The following is a 16,266-nucleotide window of genomic DNA, read 5'->3' on the forward strand; positions in this document are numbered from 1 at the left end:
TGCTCCCGCCGATCACTGTGACGACCGTGCCGTCGTCGGTCGTCTCGCGGAATGACGGAATCGGGTGTGGTGTCAGACATCGTCGACCTCCGGTGAGGGAAGCGTGGACCGCGTACCGTCATGCGACGGTCGGTGCGGCGGTATTCGGATGTCCCCTGGCAGTGCGGTTTCGAACGTCCCGGTCAGTACCCGTGACCAGTGCGTCGACATCAGCGCGTGAAACGAGCTCGTCAGGTGAAATCAATCGTCGGTGGCGTGCCCCTTTTCTCGAAGGTCTTCTAATACGGGTCGAACCCCAGGTCGGTAGGTGATGGTGGGTCGCTGACGTGGTCGCTGTAGTCGAGTTCGGCTTCCCAGGTGTGCTCGCCCTCGGGGAGGGCGGCGTCGACGGCGTCGGTGATCGCGGCCGGGTCGAGTTCGCCCTCGCGGCCGAGGGCGGCGCCGACGAATTCGGCCCGCAGGGAAACGGCGGCGGCGGCGATCATGTCTTGTGGTGTCGGCGGGCTGACCTCGGCGCCAGCGATGGGGGTGCCGGTAGCGGGGTCGGTGGGAACATAGGGCGGGATCGCGAGGTCGCCACGGACTGTGGCGTAGGAGTTCCATTCGTTGACCAGGGCTAGTTCGTCGTAGGTTTCGAGGTGGACCGCATGTCGTCGTCGGCTCCCTTCGGCATCTGCTCCCCAGAGTTGGTCGGCTTCGCTGGTGCTGATTTCCGCGGCATGCGCCAAAGCAGTGAGGCGCTGGTGGTAGAGCTGCATGTTCTGCGCGAACTGCGCCGCGGCAAGGGGATTGGTGCCAAAGCTCCACCGTCCGGTGGCGATGCGGTCGGCGCGGGCCGCGGAGAGAACAGCCATCCGCTCGAGATGCCACAAGTCCAGATGCAGCATGTCCATGTAGAAGTCCTGGGCGGCGTTGTCACGTGACGGGTTCGCCCGCACCCCGGCATCCACGCGTGGGCGGGTGCTGGCGATGCCGAGTTCACGAGCATCCGCGATCCAGGCTGGTTCGATTCCGGCGGTCAGCGCGGTCTGTTCGGTTTGCTCGCGTTGGGCCTCGAGCCCATCGAGATGGGTTTGCCACGCCTGCTGGGGGTCGCCGTCGGTGGTGAGAGCCTCGAAGTTCTCCCACCCGGCGTCGAGGATGCGGGTGTGCTCGGCTGAGAGCAGCCGGATGCGTAGCAGCAGTTGGGATTGCCACTGCGCCACTGTCTGCGGTGCTGAGAATTCCGATTCCGGGGTCGTCATCGTCTGCGCGCCTTCACAGTTCGTGACCGGGCGACGAGCCGGGTTCGGGTGGACGGGCATCGGGTTCGATGCCCGTTTCGTCGTCCCATGCCGCAACGGGATCCGGCGGCAGCGCGGCGTCGACCGCATCACCAATGTCGGCGCGCGCGGCCTCCTCAGCAGGTGTGGTGACCGTGAGGGCTTCGGTGGCGCGGTCGATGAGTACATACGGAGTCGGTGGCGCCGCACCCTTCTCATCCCCCGCCACCTGACCTACGGGCAGGGTGTCGATGCTGCGGCGGGCCTCGTGTTCGATACCGGGCCAGGCGTAGGCGCGCCACCGCTCCATCAGAGCGGCGTCGTTGTAGCAGCGCACGGTCACCGCGGTCAGCCTGAGCCAGCCCGCCTCGTCACGGCCCCACAGCTCGGCGCGCTCGTGGGCGGTCAACTCGATCGCGTGCGCGACGTTGTTGGCGCGGTTCCACAACGCGGCCATGTTGCGCCCGTACTGGGCGACTTCGGTGGCGTCGGGTGAATGCTGAATGCGGCTCGGCGGTCGGCCGAATCGCCTTTCGACAGCGATCGCCGCCATATGTTCGAGCTGCCAGATGTCGGCGGCAACTCCTTCGACCATGTGGGCACGCACCGCGTCCTCGCCGCGGGGCTTGAGAGGGGACCACACGCTGTCGGCCCATCTCAGTCCGCGCTGACCTACTGCGTATGCCCGATCGATAGCCGAGGACGGGATACCAACCGCGAGGGCGTGTGTCGCGATCTCTTCGCGGTCGGCTTCCAGGGCGCGCAGGTGAGTGCGCCAGTTCTGCAGCGGGATTTCCCCGCTGCCGTAGTGCGGCTCATAGGTGGGGTAGCCCTGTCTTAGCAGCCAGGCATGGTCGGCGGCGCTGTCCTGGATGCGTTCGAGCAGCCGCAGCTTCCAGCTGGGCAGGTACTCCACCTCCGGTGTCGGTTCACTCATGTGCTTGTGCCTTTCTGTTGGAAAGGGTTGGTGTTCAGTCGTTTTCGGATCGTGCAGCGCGACCACCGCTGTGAGAGCGGACGTCATGGCTCGTGCCCGTGGTCGAGGTCGGCGCTTGCGGTCGCGGGCGCTGATTCGGTCGCTCCCTCGGCGGGCCCGAGGGCTGTGGGCAGCTCACCGGTCAACCCGGCGGCCTCGATGGCGGCGTTGATCGCGGCGGCTTCGGGTGCGCGGTCCGGGTCGGTCACTATGGGTGCGACAGGACCGCGGTCGGCGGTGGTGAGAGCGTCGACGACGAGTTCGACCATGTGGTCCGGGGACACCGGCATTTGTGCGGCGATGTCGTCGTGGGTGATTCCGGTGGCTTGCAGCACGATCACCGGCATCGCGACCGCGGTGAAATCGCAGCCCGCGACCTCATTCCACCGTGCTGTCAGCTGCTGATCGCTGTGGTCGCGGACCTGCTCGGCGACCGCGGTTGACCAATGCTGGTGGCCGCGTTGCCACACCTGGTGGCGTTCTTCTTCACTCAAGGCAAGTGCGTGGGCGACCGCGCCGAGGCGCTGCCAGGTCATTCCCATGACTCGCCGAAACCGCGCCACCGCATCGCTGTCGAGTTCGGCGTGGCGGGTGTGTGCGGCGGCGATACCGGCCATGTCCTGTAGGTCACGGACTTCCCGGCCCAGCGCCGTGGTGAGTTCGCTGCGCTGGACCTGTCCGGACCCGAGCATCACCTGCCCCGGCTTCCATTGGCTGCCGCGTTCCCCGGCGGCGCGGGCGTAGTCGATCCACGCCTTGGGCACCCCCACCGCCAACCCGACCGTTTCGAGCTGTTCGCGGGACCGGTCGCTGATGCCCAACTGCGCCACCACCTCTGGCGGTGGGCTGGTGGGACCTGTGTGGCGTGCGCGCTGAAGGGTCTGGTGGTTGTCGTAGGCGAGGTTCTGGACGGCTTTGAGCAGATGCGCCTGCAGGCCGGTCGGTGTATCCATCTCACCGGCTCCCACCTGCAGCAGAAGCCACCACGGTTGTTGTCGTTGTCGCGGTCACCGCTGCATCCCTAGATCAGAGATCGGCGACACGTGCGGCGCGGGTGGATCTACTTCGGGGCCGAAATCCATGTCCTCGGCCAGGGCCTCGCCGGTGAGTCCGGCGGCATCGACCGCATCGCCGATGTCCGAGCCCGCGTCCGCGTCGGTGTCCGGGTCGCCAGCCAGATCTGCGAACTCATGGCTGAGGTGGGTGGTGAAACTCAGTTCCTCGGTGAGCCCGATGATGTCGTCCATCGCTACCGTCGACGCCTGGCTTGACGGTGCCACCGTCACGTCGAAGTCGTCGATGATGTCGGCGTCGACGATGTTCTCGATCGCTGGCGCCGATGCCTGGCTCGGCGGTGCCGCCGTCACGTCGGGGTCGTCGAAGTCTTCGATGATCTCGGCGTCGATGATGTCGCTGTAGTCGCTGCCGGTGTCCTCGACGAACCGTTCGGCGTAAGCGTCGAACTCATCGTCGAGCTCCTCGGACAACCCCTCGGCACCCTTGGCCGAGGCGAACGCCGCGGCCGAGGCCATCGCTTCGCCGGAGTCTCCGTGCGCGGTCAGGGTGTCGCTGAAACCGGCTGCGCGGCGGCGGCTCTCGATGAGCAGGTTCTTGTATTCGACGTCGAGCTCGTGCAGCTCGGCGGCGCGGGTCTCGCGGTTGGCGTAGGCGTCGACCTTCCACTCGTGGATTTCGATGTTCTGCTCGCGTTCGAGGTCGCCTGCTGCGTCGCGGCGGTCGAGGTCGGCATCGGCGCGTTCGGCTTGCCGTTCCTTGATCCACTGCTCCATCTCGTGCATTTCCCCGCCACGATCGATGCGGGCACGCACTTCATCGACCTTGGCGATGTTCAGTTCCCGCGCCAACTCCGCTGCTTGTCCGGCGTTGAACACGCGCTGGTGGTGTTCGATGACCGACCGCAACTCTTTGTTGTCGGCCAGGCGTATCCGCTGCTCGGACTCCACCCTCGATCGTGATTCCCCACCACGTCCCCGCATCAGAGCAGCAGTGGTGTGCGCGGTCTGCAAGGCTTGAACGAAACCCTGCCGCATCCCTTGGCTGGATTCCTCGACGGGATCTCCACTCATGAGACAACCTCCATTCCCGACAGCAACCACGCCGATCCCGCCGTGGCTCGGGTTGCCTGCGCGTACACCGCCCACCTGATCGGCGCCTCATTGCGGGGTTCGAGTTCGACGGCGAGCACGCGGCTGACGGTGGTGGCGGCGTCGGCCGGGTGGTCGTCGCTGGTCACACGCGCCGATACCGCGATGGTGGTGGCGTCGGCGCGCCACCGCTGCCACTGCGTAACGCTCACCGGCGCCCACACCAGGGCCGCGGGCTCGGCGCGCTGCGCGAACACCGGATCCATCAACGTGCGTGCCGACCGGAACGCCATCCGCTGATCGGGGTCCTCGCTCGGCCGATACCCGAACACAGCCGAAACCGCCGCGGTCAGAACCGATTCGGCCGAACACGGATCCACCACAGAAAAGGGAGCCGCGAAATTCGCTGCACGGCAGGGCGGTTCCACGCTGGGGGTAGGCGCATTCGCAGCGCACCCTGCACTCGAGGTGGCGAAAGCGACCACCACGGTCAGCAATATCGTGCGGGTCATGCCGAGGCCCTGAGTGGGTGCATCAGGCCACCGAGGTCTGTGGTGTGCCAGTCGACGACCTCGCGGCGCTGCCATTGTTCGGCGGCTGGGTTGTGCACCGGATCGGTGACCACGTCCAGAACCAGGCCGGCGGTCGCGGCATCGCGGTGCAGGTTTTCCAGATCGACGCCGCGGCTGCGCGCCAAGATCAGATGCAGGGTCGCGGCCTCGGCGCCCCACTGGGCGCGGGCCTGCTCCGCGATCCAGATCGCTTGTCGCGCTGAGGCTTCCGCAGCCGCTGAACCGTCACCGAGCACGGTGTCGCGGGCAAACAGATCGTGCCAGATGACTCGTCCGTCGGCGCGGCAGACCGTGAAGGTGGTCATGGTGGCGGCCGACCACAACATCAGCCGTGGCCCCCGCGCCGCCCTCACCACCAGTCGTTGATGCGCGACGCGGCGGGCGGCCTCGATCTGGCGCAGTCCTTCGTAGTCGATCCCGGCTTCGACCAGCAACGCGGTCAGATACCGCTCAAAACCGCCCGGGTCGGTGAACCCGTGTTGGCTAGCGACGCGATCGAACTGGCGCGTGCTGGTGTAACCGTGCAGCTCGACCGCGCGCACGCGCACGACCATCTCCGGCGTGACGCCAGGTCGCTGCGGGCTCAGAGGGTTTGGTGGGTTGTTCATGTTCGGCCTCCCGGGGTGGTGTCGGGGGTTGGGGTGGTGGGAACGTCGTAGCGGCGCACGTCCGGGTGTTCGTCCCAGGCACTGAGCGGGGTCAGGGTGACGGTTTGCCCGCTCTGGGGTGCGTGCAGCAGCATCTCGGTGCCGGTCTTGTCGTCGGGGCCGGAATAGACACGGCCGTAGTAGATGCCGACGTGATGGGAATCCGTCTTTCCCGGAGCGGTGAAGAAGATCAGGTCCCCCGGTGCCCGATCCGCGAACGGCACCGCTCGCGCGCTCGGATGGTCCTGTTGGGCTTGGGTGTAGTGCGGCAGGCGGATCCGGCCACCGGAAGCTTGGTAGATCGCGTAGAGGGTCAGCCCGGAGCAGTCGAACCCGCCGCTGGTCGGGCCGGTGGTGTCGCCGCCGCCCCACACGTACGGGGTGCCGATCCAGCGCGAGGCGTACTCGATCACCGCCCGCCCGAACGCACTCGCCTGCGCCGGCAACGGTGCACCCGAGCCCGTCCCGCATCCCGCCGCGGGCGACCCGGCCGCGGTGCGGGGCATCGAGGCGAGGTCGATATCGGCGAACAACCCGTACAGTCGCCGCGCCAATTCCAGTTGCGCCCCATAGGCGTTCGGTGCCGACTGTTCGATCGCCTGCGCGAGTTCGGCTGGCGACATCCGCTCGGCGGTGGCACCGAGTTGTTGAGCGTGGTCGTAGAACCAGTTGATTTGATACACCGGCTCCATGAGCTTGCCGATGCCGACCGATCCCCAGACGCTGGCGCGCATCTGGTGTGGGCCGATCGAATCGTGGTCGTAGCCGAGACCGTCGTTGGCATAGTTCAACGACTCCGGCACCGACGGGTTGGCCAGATTCCGGAACGTGCTCTCGGTGGCTTGGGCTGCTAATTCGGCGATGATCACCGACTCGCCCATCCCGCGTTGTTTGCCGATCGCCACGCCATCGCGCGCCAGCTGCAACTGCCGCTCCGACAGTCCCGCCACCGACTGACCGGTCGCGCCCCCAACTCCCGCCGCCCCGCCCCCTGATACCTGGGTTGTGCAGGTCAGCGCCGGGTCGGCGCCGATGATCACCAGCAACAACAGCAGCAGCGCCACTGGAAGCCCGAGCGCGGTCGCGGCCACCGCTCGCGAGGAGGTATCCATGCAGGTCAATCACTGCGGGATATCGCCAACGCGTTTCGTCTCTGGTTGTCATGAGGTGGGCGAATCATGGTTTGTCTCACCGGTTTTGCGCTGTTGGTGTCCGGTTACTGCTGGGGTTTGTTGATGCGCCAGCTGTTCCCAGTGGGCGTATCGCAGCCAGGACAGCTCGTAATTGTCGGAGGCGATGGGTGCGGGCAGTGGCGGGATGTCGAAGGCATCCACCAGCAGAGTCAGACGAGGGACGAGTTCGCGGCGGCGTGTGGTGAGTTCGGCGTCCACTCGGTTGGCGAGTTCGGGGGTCAGCAGGTGGTGGGAGGCGAACCAGTTGCCGTTCGCGCGCACTCGCTCCAAGCCGTAGACGGCAGCGACGGCTTCCAGTAGCGCTCGGGCCCGCCGATCGGGGGTGTGTTCGGCGGCGGACAGTAGCGAGTCGGCGGCGAGTCGTTCCGCTGTCGCGGTCGACAGCTCGATTGCGGCGGAATCGGCGCCCAGCGCATCGGGGCGGGTTTCACCGGAGCGAGCGGAGATGGCCAGTGTGGTTTCCCGGTCGAGGAGCATCTGTCGCCACCAGGGATGCTGAGTTGGTGGTTCGCAGACTTGCAGTCCGACGATGTCCATGTGACTCGGTGCGCGCCCTGCCGCGACTTGGCGGGCCAGTTTGCCGGTCGTGACCTGAAGGACCTGGTTCTCGCCTTCGGCCGTGATGATGCCTTCGACGTTTCCTGCCCAATCGGTGAGGTAATTGACCCGCAGCGCGCCTTGGGCGGCGCAGCGCTGGCGACAGACCGACAGCACATTCAGCGCGGTGTTGGAGATGATCGGTTTGGCCAGCATGGCCCGCACTGATCCGGTGGCATCGGCATCACTGAAATGGTCGCGCACGTCGCGCGCAAGGACGGTCATGGCATAGACCTGTGCGACGGCGGAGGTCATATCGCTCAGGACGGCGTCGCGTTCGCTCATCCAGGGCCCGTGGCCGGGACGGCGCTGGCGGGCGTAGTGCCAGGTGATCGCCATCCCAGCGCGGGCACCGGCGACCGCGGCGCTGGCGAGGGTGCTGCGACCGTTTTGCAGGGGGCTGATAGTGCGGTGGAACCGTTGCCCGAGCGACAGCTCGCACACCAGGCGGCCACCGACGAAGCGGGCACAATCCCCGCCCAGGAAGCCATCACCAGGGACCACGACATCGTCGAAGAAGATCATCGCGTTGTCCATCGGCGCCCAGGCCTTCTCCGGAAGACGGGCAACATGGACACCCGGGGCAAGTCCTGCGCTCGTGCGCAGCCGCAGCAGGAAGGGAGAGATCCCTTCGTCGACGCCGTCGACGAGCAGGCGTGCGGTGACGATCACTGTTTTCGGGACACCAACCTCGGCGACGTTCGGCATGAACTTCACTGCTCCGCCGACTGGTGTGCGCAGCAGGAATGTTCCGTCGGATTGGCGGATCGCCAGAGTCTGGATGTCGGTGCCGTTGGTGCCCGCGAGTTCGGTGTGCAGGAGCGCGCCGATAGCGTCGGCGCGGTCGAGCTCGGCCAGGCACTGCTGCTGATACAGGGTGCCGTCGCCCAGGGTCTCGATACCGCCGATGACGAGGCGGAAGTGCCCCGACAACAAGGGCAGCAGGCGCGGAGCGGCAACCGCTGCCCAATCGAATACCGCGCCGAGCAGGGCCGGGTCGGCAGCGATACTGCGCGAGGACCCTCCGAGGTCATCGACGATTCGACGCAACATGGCGTAGCTGCGATACACCTCGGCGTCATGAGTCGAACCGGGGATCGGGTGGTCGCCAAGTCCGATCATTGCCGTGCGCACCCGCGTGTGCTGGGCGCGGTTCTCGCCGAACAGTGCTCTCCGAAGCGCTCTGGTAGTGGGGTCGAGCTGCTGGTGACGTGGGGTGTCCCACGTGTCAACATCCAGGCTGGGCGGGTCGGTGATGGTCATGATGTGCCTTTCTCGTGCGCATCCGGTGCTGGCGCTAGGGGGCTGGGTCGGTTCGCTGGTTGCAGATTCCGGGGGTCGTTTGCGCTTCGCGCGTCGTAACCGGCGCGGATCATCGCTGTTCTCAGCGGTTTTGGGTGGTGTCCTCTCCTCGGTTGGGCGCCTTGTTCGATATGTGGGAGTGCTCGGAGGCCGGCGAGGTGTCCGTCAGTGAAGCGGTAGTAGCTGTGGCACTGGGGCTTTGGATCCGTGCTTGAGCTGCGCGGTGCGCGTTGGTCTCCGGACGTCGTGTGCTCCCGTTCGCTGCGTCCAATGGCGCCGATGGCTGGTGAAAACTGATCGGGAAATCGCATATAGCAACCGCCCCTGCACGGCGACGGCCAGACACGACAGCACCACCCATTACCTGCTCGCCTCCCCCGCACCGGGCAGGTCATCGAAGCGCCGGTTCGTGTTGTGCACATCCCCAGCACGCTCGGTCGGTGTGAATTCCAAACGGAACGGAATTCCTGGCTCGTTGGCCTCGCCGGTCTTCAGCAGGAAACAGCCAGTGCCGGGCGGGGTTTCACGACGCGTGGGATCGAGGTCGTCGTCGCTGGGCGGACGCGGCGCAGCCCAGGAGGTGACGAGCAGTTTCTCGGTGTCGGTGAGACCGACCGCATTACGTATTCGGTCGGTCTCCTCCGGCCCGACCGGGCCGATGATTTTTGCGCGTGCTCGTTCGAAGAAGCCGAGCGCTTTGGCTTGTGCGGCAACCGAGTCGAATGCAGTGAGGTCTTTGATCGTGTGGCTGCACATGATCAATCCCGCACCTATGGGCCTGTTTAGCCTGGTCAGGGCATCGACTCGGTCGACCATGAACTCCCCGACTCCGAGCACCCGCCAGATTTCGTCCATGACGACCTCGTAGGTGCGTTTACGGGCCAACCCGGCATCGGCGAGCGCGTGGGCTGCGGCGACGGCGCCGAATCCCTCGCTCCAGCACACCATTAGCACCGCCGCGAGCAGTTTGGTGTCGCCTTCAGGGATGCGGGAGACATCCACGCACACCGCCGGGCTGGCCAGGTTCAGGCGGGTGGTGGTGTGCCCGTTGAAGATCGCACCGAAGGGTCCCTCGACCAGCGCGCGCAGCGAGCGGCGCAGGGTTTTGGTGCTGGACCGGTAGGCGGCGGCGTCGTCTTCTTCGGCGAACTCGCGTAATTTCGCTCCGCCACCAGAGATGACGTCGAGTAGGTTCGACAGCAGCGGCGGGTGTTCATAGGTGAATCCGCCTGTGGGGCTGTAGAGTTCGCGCAGACCAGCCGCGAGCAGGACTTCTTCGTAGTCGGCCACCCGTGATCCGCGCACCAGTTCGATGAGACCGGCGACGATGTTGACCTGTCCGGCTTCGACGCGGGCGGTGACTTGGCGGCGCTGGTCGGGGTCGGTGAGCTGCTCGACGGCCGAGCCGAGCGCACCGACATCAAGGGGATTGATGGTGCCGTGCCCGTAGCCGACATCGACGACTTGACCACCGAGTTCGATCACCAGGTCTCGGTAGTCGGGTTTGGTGTCGCCCATGCACAACACCACTTCCCCAGCCGCGACCGCACCGGTCACCATCCGCCGGATCAGGCTGGATTTACCGAAACCATTGAGGCCCAACACGAACGCGATCGGAGAGGTGATGAACCCTTTGAGGAACCACGACATCGGGTCGAAATGCACCGGGGCGCCGGTGATGTAGTGCGCCCCGACAGGTGTGCCGACAGTGGGGGCGCTGGCACCAACACTGAAAGGCCACAACCCGGCGACTTGCACGGTGGTCGCGCGCCATTCCGGTGTGCTGGGTACCACCGAGGCGCGGCCGCCGCCGCGCCCGCGATATCCGCGGTCGGACAACGGCAGTGGCGATCGGTCGAAGCCCTCGCCGACCAACTCCTGCGCGCGGCGAGCGGCGGTGGTGCGGCGATGATCATCGCTCGATATCGCCCACCGTGCCCGCCAACCGCGCAGACCGGGCTGGGCGGCGACCGTCTCGGTCGCGGCGCGTGCCCCCGGCGTGAGCACCCGCACACCCGCGACCGTTTCGGTGCGTACGAGCCGAGAAGACTTGCGGCTGAACCCGTTCAATTCGACACCCTCTTGGAGATGGAGGTGTGCTCGGGCAGGATCAACCCGATTCCCAGCGACGCGGCGAACGCGGCGGCCTGGCTGCCGTAACAGCGGCGCACCCCCAGCCGCGACGCCGCGGCCATCCCCTTGACCGACGCTTCGATGCCGGGCAGGTCCCCATCGAGGTGATCGGTGACGGTCACCAACGCCCCGAATCGGGTCAAGCCCGCCCCGCGTGCTTGCTCCTCACGGGAGGCTTGGGTGTTGGCGACCCGGATACGCGCAGACGCCGAGGCGATGCCGCGTTCGGTCTGCTCGGCCGCGACCGCGTCCCGGAAGTCCGAGTCGACCAGGGTGGTGGCCTCGGCCGCCGAATGCAACCGGTACACGATCGCCACCCGCTTGCGTGGCACGTCCGCACGCGGGCGCAGCAACTCCTCGAGCACCGTTTCCATGACCGCGCCGCGCGGTGCGGCATCCATCTCCCAGGTGATCGAGCGAGCGCCGTCGTGAACGTAGTGATCCCAGCGGTCCTGGTGCGCGATCGGCCCGACCGAGTCCCACGACTGCGTGCCGGTGATGTCCGGGCCCGCGGCTTCGACGTCGCGTTGGGCGGCCAAGTCGTAGCGGGTACGCACCAACCCGAGCAGTTCCCACGCCTGCAGCGGTGTCGCCGGAAGACCCGCGCGGGCGAGCTGGGACAGCACGCCTTGCAGGCGTTGCCCGATCTCGCGGGCCTGCTCGGCCTCGTCGCGGCGGATGCGGCCTTTGCCGATTGCGCGGTAGGTGATCGCGATGCGGGCTTCGATCCGGACCCCGACCCCGCCGATGTCGGCGGCGGCTTCCCGCATCACCGCTTTGGCATAGGCCGGGGCGTCGGGGCGGACCAAGCGGGCGACTTCCCGGGCCTGTTTCAGACGGGTTTCGACGACGTTCTCGAGCACCGAGGTCACCCCGACCACTTCCCCACCGCGGCTTTGGGTGGCCAGGAATTGCCCGTATCCCTGCACCCAGGCGTCGATCTGGGATTGATCGACCAACTCTTTGCCGCGCGGAATGACCCGTAGTACGACGGTGTAATGGTCGATGCGTCGGATATGGAGCATCGCGAAACGTTTCCCGCCCGCGGTCTCATACTCCGACAGCCGCGAATCAGCCAGCAGCCCCGGCAGTTTCGCGATGCCCGGGATCTTCGAGAAGCGACCTGCCTGGTAGAGGTGCTCACCGCGGGCGCGGGCGGCGGCGAACTGCACCCGCAACAACGCCATTTCCCAGCCGGTGCGGCCATTGCGGGTGATGGCCAAGGGGGTGAACACCAGCGCCGCGGCCATGATGAGACCGGCGGCTACCGACAGCGATCGGGTGATCATGAACCCGAGCATCACCATGATGATCAAGCCCAAGCCCAGCATGGACACACCCCAAGTCAGGCCAAAGAACCCGGCCGAGCGGGGGCGTTCCCAGCGGCCATACATGCGCGTAGTCATCGCCGGACCTCCCCCGGCCCCAACGCATCCGGATCCAACCCACCCGCTGTCGCATCACGGGTCTGGCTGTCGACCGTCGAAACGCCCCGCTGCGCCATGTCCGCGGCCATCTGAGCACCCATCACCACCGCACCGGCGATCCCGGCACCGCCAGCAGCCGCCTGCCCGCCACCGCTGCCCGCGCCGGATGCACCGGGCGTGCTCGATGACTGCGCGGCTGCGCCCCCGCTGGACCGTGCACCACCGCCCGCACCGCCGTTCGAACCGCCGGCCGGGCTCGCCGCTCCGGAGGTTGAGGCACCGCTGTCGCCGCTTCCACCGGACATCGGACGGCCACCGCCGCCACCGCCACCCGGACCACCGCCAGGTGATGACGAACCGTTGGATGCCCCTCCGCCGCCGGGTGCGTTCTCTCCCTCGCTGACCTTGCGGCCGCCTGAGCGATCACCTAGCGATGCCATCGCCACACCGCCCGCGCCTCCGGCCAACACAGCCGCCGCGCCACCGCCACTTCCGAGTGTCGCGACCGCGGGGGCGACCAATCGGATCAGTGCGGGCAAGACGACCACCGTCATCACCAGCAAGATCAGGCCCAGCAGCACTAGCTGTGGGTCCTTTTGGTCGCGCCCGGCCACGGTGAACGCGATCGCGTAGACCAACGCGCCGACCGGCTTCCACAGCACGAACGCCAGCGACCAGCTCAGCAGCCGCTTGTATGCCTGGGATCCCGGCCCGGTCCCCGACGCGGCTGCGGCGAGGGGGATGACGGCGACGACCAGGATGAGCAGGGCTTGCCGCAGCACCAGCATCACCAGCTGAATGAGCATGCTGATGATCCCGAGCAGGAACAGCACCAGCAGGACCCCGGTGCCCAATCCGGAGTCGTGCTCGAGATCGAACTGGGCCAGTGCGGCGACGATGTTGTGTGCATCGCCGCGGGACGCGTCGAAGAGCACCCATTCTGCGAAGGCGTCACCGGCCCGGGTTCCGGCGGTGATGATGGCGGCGAAGGCCATCGAGGCGAAAACGGCTCGGGCCAGCATCAGGAAGCTTTCCTGTGCTTCGCCCGCGACGCCACCGCGTTTGGCCAATGCCAGGCGTGCGGCGGCGAAGATGATTCCGCAGGTGAGTAGCAGCACCTGCAGGCCGCTGGTGTATTCGCGGATCCCGGACAACGTCGTTCCGGGCTGTTCTTGGTTGTCGGTGAGTTGCGGTGACGGCAGCGCTGTCCACCAGGTCATGACGAACCGCAACAGATCGCCGAAGCCCGAACCGAATTTGGTTGTTATGTCGTCGAGGACGGAGCTGGCCGCGTCGGTGGCGGCTTGCCCGAGTTGTTCGCATGCCTGTTGAGGACCCAATGGCATGTCGCAGACGTCGGGTACCGGTAGCTGCGAGCGCCACGGCATCGAAGCGTCAGCCGGGGCGAGGAGGAGAGCCCGGCTCATGACATGGACTTCCATGAGCCGAACTCGGTCAGGGTCGTCGTGGATGTGCCTGGTCCCCAGAGGGTTTCGATGTTGTCGGGAACGCGGACGCGCCAGTCGCCGTCGATCCAGGCCATCGGCCAGGTCGAGATCGTGTAGCCGAGGTTGTCGCGGTTGGCGAATTGCACGATTGCGAGGTCGTCTCGGTAGCCGGGCTGGATTCGGACGCCGTCGGGGACCACGACGTATCGGGCGGCGTCGTGGGTGCGCTCGCGCGAACGAGCGAAGCGATCCAGCAGCGCTTGACCGCCGCCGAAATAACGTTCGCGCACAACCTTCTGCCATACGGCCTCGGGGGCGGCTAGTGCGCGGGCCAGCGCGTCGGCCGCGGCCAGCGCCGCGCCTTGGGGTGTGTGGGCGAATCCGGTCGCGATCCCATCCTGGATCCGGGCCGGTCCGTCGCTGCCCGAGACTGGCAATGCCGCTCCACCCCAGCCGCGTTGCCACTGCATCCGCGCGGGCGCGGTGGTCAGGTAGTACGGGCGGGTGCGGTCGGCCCGATCAGAGGGGATTTGCGCAAGGACGACACCGGATTCGTCGTGCGGAACCTCGAGGCGATTGCCGAACAGATCCGTGGTCGGCGGTGAAGTGCTCGGCGGCAGGTCAGGAAAGGTTCGCTCGGTCGGAGCTGTGGTGGGGCCGGGATCTGCTGGTATATCGCGGGATCCGCGGTCGTTGGTGATCGTCAGCACGAATGCGGCGATTACGACGGCGGTGATTCCGGCGAGCAGGATGATCAGCAGGCGATGGGATTTCATGATCTGGTGGCCTCCTCAGCGTGGCGTCAGCGCGACCATGTCGAACGGGGGCACAGCAACGGCCGTGACCAAAGCGGCAGCCGGGGTGTCGGGAACCTGCAGACGCCAGTCCTCGCCCTGCCAGAGGACGTGAGTGTGGTTGCAGGTGACAGAGTTGTCGGGGTGGATGGTGTAGATATCGACGTCGGCGGCGTCGAGGGTGTAGCGAGGGACCTGGTAGCCCAAGACCTTCGGTGCGCCGCTGGTGATCGGTGCGGTGATCGAGATCTGGGCGCGGGCGGTGGCCCAGGCGTCGCGCCCTGATCCTGGGGCGAGCATGCGTTGGCCCACCGTCGGCCATTGGCTGTCGGCGGCGATCGACATACGGACCGTGGACTGGATCGCGGCCAGCGCGGCACCTGCCGGTGAGCGGTCGTATCCGCTGGCTACGGCTGCCTCGATGTGGCGGGGACCTTGCTCGGCGACCGGAAGGTCGACACCTTGAAAGGACTGCCAACGCAATCCGGTCGGTACAGCGACCGCTGTCGTGGAGGGCGTCGCATCGGATTCGCTGGGGTTCGCGCTGCCGCAGGCGATCAGTCCGGCCACGGCGATGGGGCCGGTGAAAGCCAGCAGAGCAACGACGCTGAGATGGTGTGCGCGGGAAGGGTTCACGGGGTTGGTCTCCTCGTGTGGGTCAGGTGGGAGGGAGGACAGCGATGGCGATGGAGCTGGCTGCGCCGAGCAACACCGCGCCGAGCATGGCGCCGAGGAGTCCTTCGACGGCTTCTTCGCGGTAGGTCCGGATCGCCAGCAGCCCACCGACCCACACCGCGCGCGCGATGCACAGCAGCAGCACGAACCACGCCAGCCAACCCAACAACTGGGTGAGCGGCGAAAGAACCTGAGCGGGAAGGGGTTTGGCGATCACAGCGGACCGCCGTCCTGCTGGTGGGTGCGGTAGGCAACCTCGAGCGCGGCGAGGATCGGCTCGCTCGCTGCGCCCGGGTGAGTGTGCGGGAGCGCATGCCCGGCACCGGCGACGCTGTCGTAGTCGCCCCAGATGTGTTCGGCCAGGTCCCGGGATCTGCGCGGTACCACAACCGGGTCGAGTTCGCCGGTCAACACCCAGGTCGGGACGCTACGCAGGATGCTGGCCGCCTCAACGGTCAGCGCTATGCTGCCGTAGACGGCCAGCGCTGCCATGGTCGCGTCGAGGTCAGCGCCGCGACCACGGTTGGCGAACACACGTCGGCACGCCAGACCGTGCCGGGCCGGTGGCTCGTACAGATAGCTGATCAGTTCCTCGACCAACTGAGCGCTCCGGCGCCTCGAGCGCCGCCCGGTGTCGTCAACGCCGGAGGCTGGGAGCCAAGGGAATTCAGGACAGCCGTTGAACATCACGATGCCCGCCAGAGCACGAGCGCGCTCGGGGTACTGCTCGACCCACGCCTGCACCAACAGCGACGCCACCGAGTGCGATACCAGCACAACCGCGCCGCGCGCTTGAGCCACGATCGCGTCGAGATCATTGACGAGCGTCGGCAACGTGCTCCGCGCCCCCCGACCGGTGTGCTCGGAGCCACCGTGTCCGCGTTGGTCGAAGGTGATCTGGGCGATACCGCCGTCGAGGCGTTGGTGCAGGTGCTCGGTCAGCGGCCTCCAGTAGGCGGAGTTGGTGAGCATGCCGTGGACGTAGACCACGCTCGCCGGTGCCGACAATGGACCGATACGTTTGGCTGACAGCCGGATTCCGTCCGGTGCGTCCACGGTGAACGAGCTGGCGTCGGTCGGGGTGGTTGCGAAAGTTTCATGCCGTGAGGTCGGTGCGGATGTGAATCCGCGCGCG

15 protein-coding genes are annotated in these 16,266 nt (G+C 67.0%); all 15 read right to left on the reverse strand.

Going from position 1 to position 16,266, the window contains the following annotated elements; translation table 11 throughout:
* Nucleotides 1-278: 278 nt before the first annotated feature.
* The 15 genes from ACFYOW_RS24675 to ACFYOW_RS24745 all read right to left on the reverse strand — a co-directional run bounded on the left by ACFYOW_RS24675 (nt 279) and on the right by ACFYOW_RS24745 (nt 16,187).
* The gene (locus ACFYOW_RS24675; protein ID WP_387291605.1) at nt 279-1,244 is read right to left on the reverse strand and encodes a hypothetical protein; all 966 of its coding nucleotides are present in this window, start codon (nt 1,242-1,244) and stop codon (nt 279-281) included.
* A 13-nt stretch (nt 1,245-1,257) separates the two neighbouring features.
* The gene (locus ACFYOW_RS24680; protein ID WP_387291607.1) at nt 1,258-2,199 is read right to left on the reverse strand and encodes a hypothetical protein; all 942 of its coding nucleotides are present in this window, start codon (nt 2,197-2,199) and stop codon (nt 1,258-1,260) included.
* An 83-nt stretch (nt 2,200-2,282) separates the two neighbouring features.
* The gene (locus ACFYOW_RS24685) at nt 2,283-3,191 is read right to left on the reverse strand and encodes a hypothetical protein (protein ID WP_387291609.1); all 909 of its coding nucleotides are present in this window, start codon (nt 3,189-3,191) and stop codon (nt 2,283-2,285) included.
* A 54-nt stretch (nt 3,192-3,245) separates the two neighbouring features.
* A complete protein-coding gene (locus ACFYOW_RS24690; RefSeq protein ID WP_387291611.1) occupies nt 3,246-4,325 on the reverse strand; it encodes a hypothetical protein in 1,080 nt (359 codons plus the stop codon).
* Nucleotides 4,322-4,723 (reverse strand): hypothetical protein, encoded by a 402-nt coding sequence (locus tag ACFYOW_RS24695; protein ID WP_387291613.1) that lies wholly within the window; start codon nt 4,721-4,723, stop codon nt 4,322-4,324. The genes ACFYOW_RS24690 and ACFYOW_RS24695 overlap by 4 nt, the downstream gene beginning before the upstream one ends.
* A 128-nt stretch (nt 4,724-4,851) precedes the next feature.
* On the reverse strand, nt 4,852-5,523 hold the full coding sequence (locus ACFYOW_RS24700) for a hypothetical protein (protein ID WP_387291615.1): 672 nt from the start codon (nt 5,521-5,523) through the stop codon (nt 4,852-4,854).
* A complete protein-coding gene (locus tag ACFYOW_RS24705) occupies nt 5,520-6,674 on the reverse strand; it encodes a C40 family peptidase (protein WP_387291617.1) in 1,155 nt (384 codons plus the stop codon). Before ACFYOW_RS24705 ends, ACFYOW_RS24700 begins: the two co-directional genes overlap by 4 nt.
* 48 nt (nt 6,675-6,722) lie before the next feature.
* Nucleotides 6,723-8,615, reverse strand: coding sequence for an acyl-CoA dehydrogenase family protein (locus ACFYOW_RS24710; protein WP_387291619.1), 1,893 nt, complete (start codon nt 8,613-8,615; stop codon nt 6,723-6,725).
* Nucleotides 8,616-9,014: 399 nt separating this feature from the next.
* On the reverse strand, nt 9,015-10,724 hold the full coding sequence (locus ACFYOW_RS24715) for a hypothetical protein (protein ID WP_387291620.1): 1,710 nt from the start codon (nt 10,722-10,724) through the stop codon (nt 9,015-9,017).
* Nucleotides 10,721-12,193, reverse strand: coding sequence for an SCO6880 family protein (locus ACFYOW_RS24720; RefSeq protein ID WP_387291622.1), 1,473 nt, complete (start codon nt 12,191-12,193; stop codon nt 10,721-10,723). The genes ACFYOW_RS24715 and ACFYOW_RS24720 overlap by 4 nt, the downstream gene beginning before the upstream one ends.
* Nucleotides 12,190-13,641: a hypothetical protein gene (locus ACFYOW_RS24725; RefSeq protein WP_387291624.1), complete on the reverse strand. Its 1,452-nt coding sequence runs from the start codon at nt 13,639-13,641 to the stop codon at nt 12,190-12,192. Before ACFYOW_RS24725 ends, ACFYOW_RS24720 begins: the two co-directional genes overlap by 4 nt.
* Nucleotides 13,638-14,438, reverse strand: a complete 801-nt coding sequence (locus tag ACFYOW_RS24730; protein WP_387291626.1) for a hypothetical protein — start codon at nt 14,436-14,438, stop codon at nt 13,638-13,640. Before ACFYOW_RS24730 ends, ACFYOW_RS24725 begins: the two co-directional genes overlap by 4 nt.
* A 15-nt stretch (nt 14,439-14,453) precedes the next feature.
* Complete coding sequence (locus ACFYOW_RS24735; RefSeq protein ID WP_387291628.1) at nt 14,454-15,092, reverse strand: hypothetical protein; 639 nt, start codon at nt 15,090-15,092, stop codon at nt 14,454-14,456.
* 22 nt (nt 15,093-15,114) lie between these two features.
* A complete protein-coding gene (locus ACFYOW_RS24740) occupies nt 15,115-15,348 on the reverse strand; it encodes a hypothetical protein (protein ID WP_387291630.1) in 234 nt (77 codons plus the stop codon).
* On the reverse strand, nt 15,345-16,187 hold the full coding sequence (locus ACFYOW_RS24745; protein ID WP_387291632.1) for an alpha/beta fold hydrolase: 843 nt from the start codon (nt 16,185-16,187) through the stop codon (nt 15,345-15,347). The genes ACFYOW_RS24740 and ACFYOW_RS24745 overlap by 4 nt, the downstream gene beginning before the upstream one ends.
* Between the last annotated feature and the right edge of the window lie 79 nt (nt 16,188-16,266).

The sequence above is a fragment of the Nocardia sp. NPDC006982 genome (assembly GCF_042869435.1).
GTDB lineage: Bacteria > Actinomycetota > Actinomycetes > Mycobacteriales > Mycobacteriaceae > Nocardia.

Bases quoted from the DNA above. Each gene is read 5' to 3' on its own strand.
- ACFYOW_RS24710 (WP_387291619.1), bottom strand. From the start codon at position 8,615: ATGACCATCACCGACCCGCCCAGCCTGGATGTTGACACGTGGGACACC.
- ACFYOW_RS24720 (WP_387291622.1), bottom strand. From the start codon at position 12,193: ATGACTACGCGCATGTATGGCCGCTGGGAACGCCCCCGCTCGGCCGGG.
- ACFYOW_RS24725 (WP_387291624.1), bottom strand. From the start codon at position 13,641: ATGAGCCGGGCTCTCCTCCTCGCCCCGGCTGACGCTTCGATGCCGTGG.
- ACFYOW_RS24690 (WP_387291611.1), bottom strand. From the start codon at position 4,325: ATGAGTGGAGATCCCGTCGAGGAATCCAGCCAAGGGATGCGGCAGGGT.
- ACFYOW_RS24675 (WP_387291605.1), bottom strand. From the start codon at position 1,244: ATGACGACCCCGGAATCGGAATTCTCAGCACCGCAGACAGTGGCGCAG.
- ACFYOW_RS24700 (WP_387291615.1), bottom strand. From the start codon at position 5,523: ATGAACAACCCACCAAACCCTCTGAGCCCGCAGCGACCTGGCGTCACG.
- ACFYOW_RS24730 (WP_387291626.1), bottom strand. From the start codon at position 14,438: ATGAAATCCCATCGCCTGCTGATCATCCTGCTCGCCGGAATCACCGCC.
- ACFYOW_RS24680 (WP_387291607.1), bottom strand. From the start codon at position 2,199: ATGAGTGAACCGACACCGGAGGTGGAGTACCTGCCCAGCTGGAAGCTG.
- ACFYOW_RS24685 (WP_387291609.1), bottom strand. From the start codon at position 3,191: ATGGATACACCGACCGGCCTGCAGGCGCATCTGCTCAAAGCCGTCCAG.
- ACFYOW_RS24705 (WP_387291617.1), bottom strand. From the start codon at position 6,674: ATGGATACCTCCTCGCGAGCGGTGGCCGCGACCGCGCTCGGGCTTCCA.